This is a genomic window from Flavivirga jejuensis, assembly GCF_030540765.1.
Taxonomy (GTDB): domain Bacteria; phylum Bacteroidota; class Bacteroidia; order Flavobacteriales; family Flavobacteriaceae; genus Flavivirga; species Flavivirga jejuensis.
Genome location: NZ_JAUOEL010000001.1, coordinates 507,506 through 521,584 on the forward strand (window position 1 = coordinate 507,506; position 14,079 = coordinate 521,584).

The 14,079-nt window shown below is 32.8% G+C and carries 9 protein-coding genes and 1 tRNA gene; 8 read left to right on the top strand and 2 right to left on the bottom strand.

The window, feature by feature from the left end; genetic code table 11:
• The first annotated feature begins 81 nt into the window (after positions 1 to 81).
• From Q4Q40_RS02275 to Q4Q40_RS02290, 4 genes are all read left to right on the top strand, one after another.
• Positions 82 to 897, top strand: a complete 816-nt coding sequence (locus tag Q4Q40_RS02275) for a GLPGLI family protein (RefSeq protein ID WP_303300053.1) — start codon at positions 82 to 84, stop codon at positions 895 to 897.
• A gap of 98 nt (positions 898 to 995) precedes the next feature.
• Positions 996 to 1,886, top strand: coding sequence for a GLPGLI family protein (locus tag Q4Q40_RS02280; protein WP_303300054.1), 891 nt, complete (start codon positions 996 to 998; stop codon positions 1,884 to 1,886).
• 48 nt (positions 1,887 to 1,934) lie between these two features.
• Complete coding sequence (locus tag Q4Q40_RS02285) at positions 1,935 to 4,646, top strand: TonB-dependent receptor (RefSeq protein ID WP_303300055.1); 2,712 nt, start codon at positions 1,935 to 1,937, stop codon at positions 4,644 to 4,646.
• Between the two features lie 60 nt (positions 4,647 to 4,706).
• Positions 4,707 to 4,788, top strand: a tRNA-Tyr gene (locus tag Q4Q40_RS02290).
• 206 nt (positions 4,789 to 4,994) lie between these two features.
• On the opposite strand, the gene Q4Q40_RS02295 is transcribed toward Q4Q40_RS02290, so the two are convergent.
• Complete coding sequence (locus Q4Q40_RS02295) at positions 4,995 to 6,083, bottom strand: T9SS type A sorting domain-containing protein (RefSeq protein WP_303300056.1); 1,089 nt, start codon at positions 6,081 to 6,083, stop codon at positions 4,995 to 4,997.
• 507 nt (positions 6,084 to 6,590) lie between these two features.
• Positions 6,591 to 7,844, bottom strand: a complete 1,254-nt coding sequence (metK, locus tag Q4Q40_RS02300; RefSeq protein ID WP_303300057.1) for a methionine adenosyltransferase — start codon at positions 7,842 to 7,844, stop codon at positions 6,591 to 6,593.
• A 627-nt stretch (positions 7,845 to 8,471) separates the two neighbouring features.
• Here metK and ilvD point away from each other — a divergent pair.
• The 4 genes from ilvD to ilvC all read left to right on the top strand — a co-directional run bounded on the left by ilvD (position 8,472) and on the right by ilvC (position 14,069).
• The gene (gene ilvD / locus Q4Q40_RS02305; RefSeq protein WP_303300058.1) at positions 8,472 to 10,151 is read left to right on the top strand and encodes a dihydroxy-acid dehydratase; all 1,680 of its coding nucleotides are present in this window, start codon (positions 8,472 to 8,474) and stop codon (positions 10,149 to 10,151) included.
• Between the two features lie 11 nt (positions 10,152 to 10,162).
• Entirely contained in the window at positions 10,163 to 11,899 is a 1,737-nt protein-coding gene (gene ilvB, locus Q4Q40_RS02310; protein ID WP_303300059.1) for a biosynthetic-type acetolactate synthase large subunit, read from the top strand.
• Positions 11,900 to 12,043: 144 nt separating this feature from the next.
• Entirely contained in the window at positions 12,044 to 12,577 is a 534-nt protein-coding gene (gene ilvN, locus Q4Q40_RS02315; RefSeq protein WP_303300060.1) for an acetolactate synthase small subunit, read from the top strand.
• Positions 12,578 to 12,593: 16 nt separating this feature from the next.
• Positions 12,594 to 14,069, top strand: coding sequence for a ketol-acid reductoisomerase (ilvC, locus tag Q4Q40_RS02320; protein WP_303300061.1), 1,476 nt, complete (start codon positions 12,594 to 12,596; stop codon positions 14,067 to 14,069).
• Positions 14,070 to 14,079 lie beyond the last annotated feature (10 nt).

The window sequence follows — 14,079 nt, forward strand, 5'->3', positions numbered from 1 at the left end:
ACACGTTAACACTCGTTAACTATAAAAAGACATAATACTTTTCATATTTGTAATGTATTAATCAAAAAACAAAGTTTAGTTATGACAATTAAAAGCACACGTATCTTTTTAATAGTATTATTTATTATTAATACTATTTCGGCTCAAGATTTTCAAGGCATTGCTACCTATAAATCACATAGAAAAGTAGATTTAAAAATGGGAGATGATACTATAAATTCAGAAAGGCAAAAACAGATTCAAGAGCAGCTAAAAAAGCAGTTTCAACAAGAGTATACATTAAAATTCACCCAATACGAATCTGTTTATAAGCGAAATGAAAAGCTAGAAGCACCTTCACCTTCGTCATCTGGAATAAGAATTAATGTCACACAAGGCGCAGATATTATGTATAAGAATGTTAAAGAGAACCGCTATACTAATAATACTGAAATTTTCGGAAAACTATTTTTAATAAAAGACAGTTTATCAAATAGGAAATGGAAACTTGTAAATGAAACTAAAAACATAGGAGAATACACGTGTTATAAAGCGACGTTTAATGATACATATGAAACACAAAGTATTAGTGATAAAGGCGAAATAGAGATTGTTAAAAAAGAAAGAGTTACTACAGCATGGTATACACCCCAAATCCCTGTAAGTAATGGGCCTACGGATTATTATGGGCTACCAGGATTAATTCTTGAGATTAATGATGATGAGCTAACTTTAGTTTGCACTAAAATTGTTTTAAACCCAAAAGAGTCATTCAAAATTAGCGAGCCAAAAAAAGGCAAAGAAGTGACACAAAAAATGTATGATGAGATTCTGGATAAAAAATCTAAAGAAATGATGGAAAGCTTTAAGTCTAGACGTGGTGATGGGGAAAGAGTCATGATTAGAATGGGAGGTTAATTTTAAGAATAATTTAACATTTAATATTTAAACTATAGTAGAAGTCTTTTGTCTTACAGGTGTTAATGTAACACCTAATTCTTTAAAGATTTCATAACATGATTAAATCCATTTTCAATAAATTAATTATAGCAACGGGCTTTTTTGTTTCAGTTTGTTCGTATGCTCAAAAAGATTTTCAAGGGAAGGCCTATTATCAATCTAAAACCTCTGTAGATATGAGCAATTTTGGTAGACCTGGAATGAGCGAAGATCAGAAAAAACGAATTGCTGACCGTATGAAAAGTATATTTGAAAAAACATATATACTAACATTCACACAATCGGAATCTATTTATAAAGAAGAAGAAAAATTAGAAGCTCCAAGTCAAGGAGGTAGAGGGGGAAGGTTTGCAATGATGAGCAGTAGTTTTACCAGAGGACCGCAATATAAAAATGTTAAAAGCAAATCGTTATTAGAAGATCAAGAATTTTTTGGAAAACAATTTTTAATAAAAGATTCATTACCACAGTACAATTGGAAAATGGGAAGTGAAACCAAGCAAATAGGGAAATATTTGTGTTTTAAAGCCACTGCGACCATACAATCAAATGCTTACGATTTCACAAATTTTAGAAGACCACCAAATAGAGAAGAAAATAATAAGGAACAGGATTCTGCCAAAGCTAAAGAAGCAGAAGAAGACACAAACACCACCAGAGAAATTAAAATTGTTGCATGGTATACCATGCAAATCCCTATTAATCAAGGTCCAGGTGAATATTGGGGATTGCCAGGGTTAATATTAGAAGTTAATGCAGATAAAACCACCATTTTATGTTCTAAAATAGTTATGAATCCTGAAGAAAAAACAACTATTAAAGCACCTTCTAAAGGCAAAAAAGTAACAAGAGATGAGTACGATATTATTGTAAAGAAAAAAACGGAGGAAGTGCGCGAAAACTTTAGAGGTAGAGGCGGCCGAGGTGGCGGAGGTAGAAGAGGTTAACAAAATTAGGATCATAATTATTTATAATAAAAGCGTATCACAAATTATATGAAATTAAAAATAACTTTGTTACTAATATTAGTAGCAAGCAGCGTTTCTTTTGCTCAGGTTAGAATACAAGGTGTTGTAAAAGACAGCATAGGAAATCCATTAGAATTAGCAAATGTTGTTGCCATAAACCAGGAAACAAAAGCTTTAGATTCTTATGGTATCACAAATGATGAAGGGCGTTATAAACTTAATTTAAAGAAAAATGCCACCTATAAGTTACAAGTGAGTTACATAGGTATGAAAACAGGTGAGCACATTATAGAAACGAAGGAAGAAACGATTACTAAAGATTTTAATTTGTACGCCGATAATGCTTTAGATGCAGTAGAATTAGTTTACGAAATGCCTGTAACCGTTAAAGGAGATACTTTAATATATAATGCCGACTCATTTAATACAGGAACAGAAAGGAAATTAGAAGACGTGCTTGAAAATTTACCTGGAGTAGAAATTAATGACGACGGAGAAATAGAAGTAGAGGGTAAAGTAGTAAATAAAGTCATGGTGGAAGGCAAAGATTTTTTTGACGGCGATTCTAAATTAGCCATAGAAAACATCCCATCTAATGCTGTAGATAAAGTACAAGTACTTAAAAACTTTTCGGAAATAGGACAGTTAAAGAGCGTTACAAATAATGAAGATAATGTTGCCATAAATATAAAACTAAAAGAAGGTAAAAAGAATTTTTGGTTTGGTAATGTAACAGCTGGCGGTGGCGCATCTAATGATAATGAACTCTATTTGTTACAGCCTAAACTTTTTTACTACAGCCCAGAGTATAGTATAAATACTATTACGGATTTTAATAATATTGGGGAAATTGCTTTTTCACGTCGCGATTATTTCAACTTTACAGGTGGTTTTAGAAGTCCTAGTCGTCAAAGCGGAACTAATATTAACTTAGGAAGTAATAATCTTGGTTTTTTAACGGTTCAAAATAACAGAGCTAAAGATATTATTACCAAGTTTGGCGCAGCAAATTTTAGTTGGTCACCAAATAAAGCTTTAGATTTAAGTGGGTTTGCTATTTTTTCGAGCAGTAGAACAGAGTTACAAGAAAACAGAGATGTTCAATATATTGATCCAGATAATGCCGATCGTGATGAGAGTACCGAGAGTAATACATTACAGCGAAGCGATTTAGGAATGCTTAAATTATCGGCTAAATATAAGCCTAATGTTAACAATCAGTTAGATTATGATGTTTTAGGACGTATATCCAAAGAGTCTCAAGATCAACTTTTTTTCTCTTCACGTAATGGCGATATAGATGAATTAGAAAGTTCATCACCATATAGTATCAGTCAAAATTTAAATTATTACTACACGCTTAATGAAACTAATATTTTTTCATTAGAAGTTCAGAATTTAATACAAGATGAAGATCCTTTTTATAATGCTATATTAGAAGATAAAGATAATTATGAAGAAACCGCTACTGTTTTAGGGTTAGATGGTGCTCAAATTGATTATAACGTAGCACAAGAAAAACGTGTTAAGTCGAACCAAACAGATGCTAAATTAGATTATTGGAATATATTAAATAATAAAAGTGATATAAATTTTACTTTAGGAACTATATTAAGCAATCAAAAATTTAACTCTAATATTTTTCAATTTTTAGATAATGATTTTGAGTTTAATACAACACCAACAATTAATGACGGGTTAGATGCTAATGATATTAAATACAATTTTAGTGATGTATATTTAGCTTTGCATTATAGGTTAAAATCTGGTATTTTTACATTTACTCCTGGTATTTCGGCACATGCATATGGTGTTAAAAATACACAGTTTAATACAGAGGTAACCGATAATTTTTCTAGATTTCTTCCAGATTTTAACATGAGAATACAGTTAAAAAAGAGCGAGCAAATTGTTTTAAATTATGCTATGCAAACACAATTTACAGATGTTTCAAACTTTGCGAGAGGCTTAGTGCTTAATAATTATAACGCCTTGTTTGCAGGTAATCCAGAATTAGAAAGTGCTTTAACACATAATCTTAATTTGGTGTATTCAAGTTTTAATATGTTTAACTATACCAATGTTTTTGCACGCTTAAATTATAGTAAAAGTGTTGATAATATTAGAAATGAATCTGAATTTATTGATGATGTTATTCGTGTTAGTTCACCTTTAAATTCCAATTTTTCAGATGAAAGTGCTAGTGCTAGCGGAAGGTTTCAACGTACATTTGGTAAGCTTAGAGCTAGTTTAAATGGGAATTTTAACTATTCTAAATACAATCAGTTTGTTGGAAACGCACAATCTGTAAATGAAAGTTTTTCACAAACCTATAGACTACAATTAAGAACAAGCTTTAAAACAGCACCAAATATTGAATTAAATTACCGTTATAATATACAAGATAATAACCAGGGAGGTACTAACACAAAATTCTTTACAAAAGCACCGTCTGTAGAAGTTGATGCCCTTATTTTAAAGTCGTTTACTTTTAAAAGCGATTATTCGTATAATAATTTTAGCGATGAAGAAGGTACTATTAATAGTTACGAATTTTTAAATGCTTCATTATCATATAAAAAAGATAGAGATGCTAAATTTGAATACGAAATTAAAGCGACTAATTTATTTGACACTAAATCGCAAAATAATGTGAATTCAGGAAACTTATCGGTAAGTGCTACCGAGTATTTTATTCAACCTTTATACGTATCATTTAGATTGCGCTATGAATTGTAAAAAAATATAAGATTTTTATTTGTAGTATAGAAGAACAATAATATATTTGCGGTCAGTTTTGGGGAGATACTCAAGCGGCCAACGAGGGCAGACTGTAAATCTGCTGACTACGTCTTCGCAGGTTCGAATCCTGCTCTCCCCACGAATGAATAGAAAAAGCAAGCAAAATTTAAAGCTTGCTTTTTTATTTTGTGGGTTTTTCTATTTTCAAAATCTATCTAAAAGATTGTTTTAAATAAAATAACCGCTTTTTTGATTTAAATCACCTTGTTTAACAATCAAAAAGAACAAACTTTAACTGTTTAAAGCCACTAAAAATAGCTATTATGAATCTCGAGTTTTATAAACTTATTCTTTTATAAACTTTATGGTATGCTCATTTTTAATCTTTAAAAAATATACTCCATTAGTAAGGTTTTGAATATCTATCTTTTCATTGTTAGAAATAGTTCCTTCGTTTATTTTGTTTCCTATAATATTATAAATGATATAATTTTCAGTTTTTGAAAGACCAGAAATTTGAATAAGACCTTTTGAAGGGTTTGGGAAACTTTTAATTGAATTTTTTGCAGAGTGGCTGTTTATACTAAGTGGGGGTGAGAGATTGAATTTAGAAATTTTGCTAGAAATAGGCTGGGACATATACAAGTCATTTCCGTTAAGCACGATTCCATAAGGTTCAGTGTCAACCAACCCAGTAGTTACTACAGTTGTTGGTATAATTGGTAAGGTCTCAGTGATGTCTATTTTAGAAATTTTCTGCCCAAAATAATCAGCGATATATAAAATATTTCCATTAAGTTCCAATCCATAAGCACTACTTAACCCAGATCCAGTATGAGATACAACAGGTATTGGTATAGCTGGTAAAGGATTAGTAGTAATGTCTATTTTAGAAATTTTGTTAGAAGAAGAACCGTTTTGAGTAAAATACAAGTCATTTCCGTTAATTGCCATTCCAATAGGGAGCAATAATGTCCTTACTACCTCTGTTGGCGTTGGTGTGGTTTCGGTGATGTCTATTTTAGAAATTTTGGTTAATTCGGCAATATACAGCTCATTTCCATTAAGTATTATTCCAGAAAGAGTCGTAAGTCCACTAATTACAGATGTTGGTGTAATTGGTGGCGTCTGGGAAATGTCTATTTTAGAGATTGTACCACCAGCTTGAGAAATATACAAATCATTTCCATTAAGTGCCAATCCAGTTGGGGAACTTAATCCAGTTGTTACTATAGGAGTTGGTGTTATTGGTGTGCTTTCAGTGATGTCTATTTTATATATTGTGCTACTACTATGTTGAGCAAAATACAAATCGTTCCCATTAAGTACCATGCCTTGAGGGAGGTTTAATTTAGTTGCTACATCAATAGTTTGTGCTATAAGATTACTACAGCTTAAAAATAGAATTGCGGTAAGTAAATAAATTTGTTTCATGATTTGATTATTGAAATACTTGCCCCGAATAATCAGATAATGTTGTGCCAATTCTAACTAGAATAAAAAGAACTAGCAAGGATGATTAATACAAAGAATAAAATAGAAGGAACTCTTTTTGCATAGTTGAAATAACTATGCCTTTTATAGGATAGTTTCATAATAAGTAGGTTTAAAATCTATTTTATTGGGACAAATAAGATTTATTTAACAAAAATAAGCGATTTTTCTGATAAAGTAAATTCATGTGTTTACAAAAAGACTTTCTAATATAAAAAAAGTGAATACTTTTCGTTAAAATGCATATTTCCTCTGATTTTAAATGGTTTAACCTTTTAAAATTGGTAATATAGAGATCGTTAGAAAGAACTCCATTTGCCTAAACTAAGACTTTTTTTGCTAAAAACAGAATAAGTGTTTTTTCTTACAAATTTAAGTTTATTTACAAAAAAGAGGCTGTCTTAAAACTAATTTAGACAGCCTCTTTTAATATTTATAAAATGAATTTTACAATCCAAATACTTCTTTTACCTTATTAACATAATCTAATTTCTCCCAAGTAAATAATTCCACATCTAAAGTTGCAGTTTCTCCATTTGGTTGCGTAAATGTTTTAGTAACGGTCTCGTTTTTACGCCCCATATGTCCGTAAGCTGCCGTTTCGCTATACATAGGTGAACGTAGTTTTAAACGTTCTTCGATAGCAAACGGACGCATATCAAAAATCGTAGAGACTTTTTCAGCAATTTCACCATCAGTCATATTAAAAGAGCACGTGCCATAAGTATCAATAAAGATCCCCATAGGCTCTACCACACCAATAGCATAACTTACTTGTACTAAAACCTCATCGGCAACACCAGCAGCAACTAAGTTTTTTGCAATATGGCGTGTGGCATAAGCAGCACTTCTATCTACCTTACTAGGATCTTTTCCAGAAAATGCACCACCACCATGGGCACCTTTTCCGCCGTAAGTATCAACAATAATTTTTCTTCCTGTTAATCCAGTGTCTCCATGAGGTCCACCAATAACAAATTTTCCAGTCGGATTTATATGGTATTTAATGTCGTTATTAAATAAAACCTTAATTTGCTCAGGGAGTTTGGCAACCACACGTGGAATTAAAATATCAACAATATCTTTTCTAATTTTAGTTAACATAGCGGCATCTTCATCAAAATCATCATGCTGTGTAGAAACTACAATAGCATCAATACGTTGCGGGATATTGTCGTCGCTATACTCAATAGTTACCTGACTTTTAGAATCGGGACGTAAATATGTAATCTCTTTTTCTTCTCTTCTTAATTCGGCAAGTTCTATTAGAATTCTATGTGAGAGATCTAAAGCCAAAGGCATAAAATTTTCGGTTTCGTTTGTCGCGTAACCAAACATCATACCTTGATCGCCTGCACCCTGTTGCTCTTTGCTTGTTCTATCAACGCCTCTATTAATATCATCAGATTGTTCATGAATGGCAGAAAATACGCCACAAGAATTCCCGTCAAACATATATGACCCTTTGGTGTAACCAATTTTATTTATGGTATCTCTGGCAATTTTTTGTACATCTAAATATGTATTAGATTTTACTTCACCAGCGAGCACTACCTGTCCTGTAGTAACTAAGGTTTCGCAAGCTACTTTCGATTCTGTGTCGAAAGCCAAAAAATTGTCAATTAAAGCATCACTAATTTGGTCTGCTACTTTGTCTGGATGTCCTTCAGATACGCTTTCTGAAGTAAATAAATATGCCATAGTTTTTATTTTATTCAAGATTTGACGATAACGTCGAAGGAAGTTTACACTGCCTTTAGCATTTTTTAATTCTAAACTTATTTCAGAACCTTTTGATTCTTAGGTCATTCAGAATGAGGTTGCAATCAGTCAAATCTTTCCTCTTTATTATTTGTGTTGGCAAAAGTAAAAAAATAAAAGGGAATGAGAATTTATTTTTCTTTTTTTTAAAAAATAATTGGTTGTTACATTTTAATTGTAAATCTTTGTAATAGTGTAAGATGAAAAAACAAATATTAAATATCGTTTCTATTAGTGTCATTGTGATTATTTCACAACGATAGGAAGCGCTATATATAAATAAAACAAATTTTAAAAGCCTTCCTTAAACGGAAGGCTTTTTTATTGCATATTTTTAAAATTTTGAACATCATAAAAATATTAGTTTAAAACACTGTTAGACAGATTGTTGTGTCATTTTATGTAGTTGTGGATTTAACCATAAAAACTAAAGAATAATGTAAATAAAAACCTAATAAATTAATTTCGAAACTTATTTGAAGGGGTTGTGGAATTTTTAAAATAATTCTTAAATCGTTAAAGTATTAAATTAAAAAAAGACAAAGTATAAAATTATCTGTAGTAAAGATGAAGGAACTTAATAAATACAGTAAAACAGTAACTCAGGATTCAACACAACCAGCAGCACAAGCTATGTTATACGCTATTGGTTTTTCTGATGAAGACTTTTTTAAGCCCATAGTGGGTATTGCCAGCACAGGTTATGAGGGGAATCCTTGTAATATGCATTTAAATGATTTAGCAAAATTAGTTAAAGAAGGCACAAAAAAGGAAGATCTTATTGGTTTGATTTTTAATACAATAGGTGTGAGTGATGGTATTTCTATGGGAACACCTGGGATGCGTTACTCGTTACCTTCAAGAGATATTATTGCAGATTCTATGGAAACTGTGGTGCAAGGCATGAGTTACGATGGTTTAATTACTGTAGTAGGCTGTGATAAAAATATGCCTGGAGCATTAATTGCCATGCTTCGTTTAAACAGACCTTCTATTTTAGTTTTTGGCGGCACAACAGATTCTGGGTGTCATAATGGAAAGAAACTAGATATCGTTTCTGCTTTTGAAGCATGGGGAAGTAAAGTGGCTGGAACTATGGAGGAAAGCGAATTTAAAAGCATTGTAAAAAAATCTATTCCAGGAGCTGGAGCTTGTGGCGGTATGTACACAGCAAATACTATGGCATCGGCTATTGAGGCTTTGGGAATGGCGTTACCTTTTAATGGATCTAATCCCGCAGGGAGTGATGCTAAAAAAGAAGAATCTGTAAAAGCAGGAGAAGCCATGCGTTTATTACTTGAAAGAGATATTAAACCATCCGATATTGTAACTCGTAAATCATTAGAAAATGCTGTTCGTTTAGTCACCATTCTTGGTGGTTCTACCAATGCAGTTTTACACTTTTTAGCTATAGCTAGAGCTGCACAAATAGATTTTACACTTAAAGATTTTCAAGAGATAAGTGATAATACACCATTTTTAGCAGATTTAAAACCTAGTGGACGATATCTAATGGAAGATTTACATGCTGTTGGAGGGATTCCTGCAGTATTAAAATATTTATTGAAAAAAGGATTGCTACATGGTGATTGTTTAACCGTAACAGGAAATACATTAGCCGAAAATTTGTTGGATGTTAAAGATCTTACAGAAGGACAAGATATTATAAAACCTTTAGAAAATCCTATTAAAACTACAGGACATTTACGTATGCTATACGGAAACTTGGCAAAAGACGGTAGTGTGGCTAAAATTACAGGAAAAGAAGGTTTAAACTTTATTGGAAAAGCAAAAGTGTTTGATAGTGAATATGATGCTAATGATGGTATTCGTGATGGAAAAGTAGAAAAAGGCGATGTTGTCGTCATTCGTTACGAAGGCCCTAAAGGAGGTCCAGGAATGCCAGAAATGCTAAAGCCGACAGCTGCTATTATGGGAGCTGGTTTAGGTAAAGATGTGGCTTTAATTACAGATGGTCGTTTTTCTGGCGGAACACACGGTTTTGTGGTAGGACACATTACACCAGAGGCTCAAGAAGGAGGCACTATTGCCTTTGTAAAAGATGGTGATATGATTACTATTGATGCAGAAACAAATACTATATCTCTTGAGGTATCTGAAGAAGAATTACAAAAAAGAAGAGAAAATTGGACAGCACCAAAATTAAAATTTGATAGAGGTGTTCTTTATAAATATGCAAGATCAGTATCTTCAGCATCTAAAGGGTGTGTTACTGATGAATTTTAATTTTTTTCGATATGAAAGAAACGCAAACAATAGAAACAAGTAAAACTAGTTCAGCGAAAACTGAGCGTATATGTGGTAGTGAAGCCATTATAAAATGTTTAATAGCAGAAGGTGTTGATTTGCTTTATGGTTATCCAGGAGGTGCTATTATGCCTGTTTATGATGAATTATATAAGTATAGAGATCAAATTCACCATGTATTAACACGTCACGAGCAAGGTGCAGCACACGCGGCTCAGGGATTTGCAAGAATTTCTGGAAGAGTAGGTGTTGCGATGGCGACCTCTGGACCTGGAGCTACTAATTTAATTACTGGAATAGCAGATGCCCAAATCGATTCTACGCCAATGGTGTGCATTACTGGGCAAGTATTTTCTAATTTATTAGGTACTGATGCATTTCAGGAAACAGATATTATTGGTATTTCTACACCAGTTACTAAATGGAACCACCAAGTAACTAAGGCGTCAGAAATTCCAGAAGTTTTAGCAAAAGCATTTTATATCGCTAAGAGCGGTCGTCCAGGCCCTGTATTAATTGATATTACAAAAGATGCTCAGTTTGGAGAAATTGATTTTAAATATGAAAAATGTACAGGTATTAGAAGTTATATTCCAACGCCGAAAATGAACATAGAATCAGTGAAGGCTGCTGCCGAATTAATCAATGTAGCTAAAAAACCAATGATTGTTTGGGGGCAAGGTGTTATTTTAGGTAAAGCAGAAGAAGAACTAAAAGCAGTTATTGAAAAAGCTGGCATTCCTGCCGCTTGGACTATAATGGGAGCTTCGGCTATACCTACATCACATCCGCTAAATATAGGTATGGTTGGGATGCATGGTAATTATGCCCCAAATAAATTAACCAACGAATGTGATGTACTTATCGCAATCGGAATGCGTTTTGATGATCGCGTTACAGGTAGTTTAGATACGTATGCTAAACAAGCTAAGGTAATTCACTTTGAGATCGATCCATCTGAGATTAATAAAAATGTACATGCAGATGTTGCAGTATTGGGTAACTCTAAAGATAGTTTAACAGCTTTAATACCATTGTTAAACGAAAATTCGCATGAAGCATGGCATCAGAAATTTAAAGATTTGTATGCTACCGAGTTCGAAAAAGTAATCAAAAACGATCTTCATCCAACCAAAGAAGGGTTAACTATGGGTGAGGTTTTAAAAGAGATAAATATACAAAGTGAAGGTAATGCTGCTATCGTATCAGATGTTGGTCAACACCAAATGATCGCTTGTCGTTATTCAGAATTTAATAAAACGAAAAGTAATATTACTTCTGGTGGCTTAGGTACTATGGGATTTGCATTACCTGCTGCTATTGGTGCTAAAATGGCAGCACCAGAACGTGAAGTAGTGGCTATAATTGGTGATGGCGGTTTCCAAATGAATATCCAAGAGTTAGGAACCATATTTCAACAAAAAGTGCCTGTGAAAATTGTGGTGTTGAATAATGAGTTCTTAGGGATGGTTCGCCAGTGGCAACAACTGTTTTTCGATAAGCGTTATGCGTCTACAGAAATGACGAATCCTAATTTTGTTGCCATTGTTGAAGGCTATCATATCGAAGCAAAACGTGTTACAAAAAGAGAAGAATTGGCAGATGCCGTTAAAGAGATGATAGCATCTAAGGAGTCTTACTTCTTAGAGGTTTGTGTCGAAAAAGAAGGGAATGTATTTCCAATGATACCTGCTGGATCATCTGTTTCAGAGATTAGATTAAGTTAGTAGAATAAGAATAAAGACACCAAGAAAATAGAATAAAGAATCAAGAGAACAGAAAAGTAATATCATTCAGGTATATAAAATTCAATTAAAAAGATTTTTAATAATATTTTATCTCTTTTCTACCCTCTTTTATCTTATTATAAAATGAACGAAGAAATAAAAACATTCACGATCTCAATTTATACCGAAAATAATATCGGTTTACTAAATCGTATCTCAGCAATTTTTCAGAGAAGGCATATTAATATTGAAAGTTTAACAACCTCACAATCGGAAATTGAAAGCGTGAACAGATTTGTGATCGTTGTAAATATAACAGAAGCTCAAGCTAAAAAGATCGTAGGACAATTTCAAAAGCAAATTGAGGTGATTCGTGTTTATTATCATACAGATGAAGAAACTATTTATCAAGAATCTGGTATGTTTAAAATAAAATCTGACTTATTATTTAATGAGCCTCAAATTCAGAATATAATAAAAGAAAGTAATGCCAGAATAGTTACTGTAAACAAGGAGTTCTTTGTATTGGAAAAATCTGGTAGAAGAAATGAGATCGAATCACTTCGCAGAGATTTAAATATCTTTGGCATTATGCAATTTGTACGTTCTGGACGTATCTCAGTAACTAAAGAAGAAATGAAAATCACAGAAATGCTTTCAGCATTCAATAACCAATAATAACAATAAAATTAAAATGGGAAATTATTTTAACACACTTTCATTAAGAGATAAATTAGATCAATTATCAAAGTGTAGATTTATGGATGCTTCAGAGTTTTCAGATGGAGTAAGCGCTTTAAAAGGTAAGAAAATAGTCATCGTAGGCTGTGGAGCTCAAGGACTTAATCAAGGGTTGAACATGAGAGATTCTGGTTTAGATATTTCTTATGCGTTACGTGATGCAGCTATTGCAGAGAAACGTGCTTCTTTTGTTAATGCAACAGATAATGGATTTACGGTTGGTACTTACCAAGAATTAATTCCATCTGCAGACCTTGTGTTAAACTTAACTCCAGATAAACAACATACAAGTGTTGTGAATGCAGTAATGCCTTTAATGAAACAAGGTGCTACATTATCGTATTCTCACGGTTTTAATATTGTTGAAGAAGGGATGCAAATACGTAAAGATTTAACGGTTATTATGGTAGCTCCAAAATGTCCAGGATCTGAGGTAAGAGAGGAATATAAACGTGGATTTGGTGTGCCAACACTTATTGCTGTGCACCCAGAAAACGATCCAGAAGGAAAAGGTTGGGCACAAGCAAAAGCTTATGCTGCTGGAACAGGAGGCGATAGAGCAGGTGTTTTAGCATCTTCTTTTGTTGCTGAGGTAAAAAGTGACTTAATGGGAGAACAAACCATTCTTTGTGGATTGCTACAAACAGGTTCTATTCTTTGTTTTGATAAAATGGTTGAAAAAGGTATCGATGCAGGTTATGCTTCTAAACTTATTCAATACGGTTGGGAAACGATAACAGAAGGTCTTAAATATGGTGGCATCACAAATATGATGGATCGTTTATCTAACTCAGCAAAAATTAAAGCTTTTGAATTATCAGAAGAATTAAAAGATATCATGCGTCCATTATTCCAAAAGCATATGGACGATATCATGCAAGGAAATTTCTCTAAAGGCATGATGGAAGACTGGGCTAACGATGATAAAAACTTGTTAGGATGGAGAGCTGCTACGGGAGAAACAGCTTTTGAAAAAACACCAGCAGGAGACGTTGAAATCTCTGAGCAAGAGTTTTATGATAACGGTGTATTAATGGTAGCTATGGTAAGAGCTGGTGTAGAATTAGCATTTGAAGCTATGACAGATTCAGGTATTATAGATGCTTCTGCTTATTACGAGTCTTTACATGAAACACCATTAATTGCAAATACTATTGCAAGAAGAAAATTATATGAAATGAATAGTGTGATATCTGATACTGCTGAGTACGGATGTTATTTATTCGACCATGCATGTAAGCCACTTTTAGCAGATTTCATGAAGACTATTGATACCGACGTAATAGGAAAAGCCTATGCTAAAGATAATGGTAACGGTGTTGATAACGCTAAGTTGATAGAAGTGAATAACGCTTTAAGATCGCATCCAGTTGAAAAAGTAGGTGCATTTTTAAGAGCATCTATGACGGCTATGAAGCCTATAGTTTAAAACAAAATTA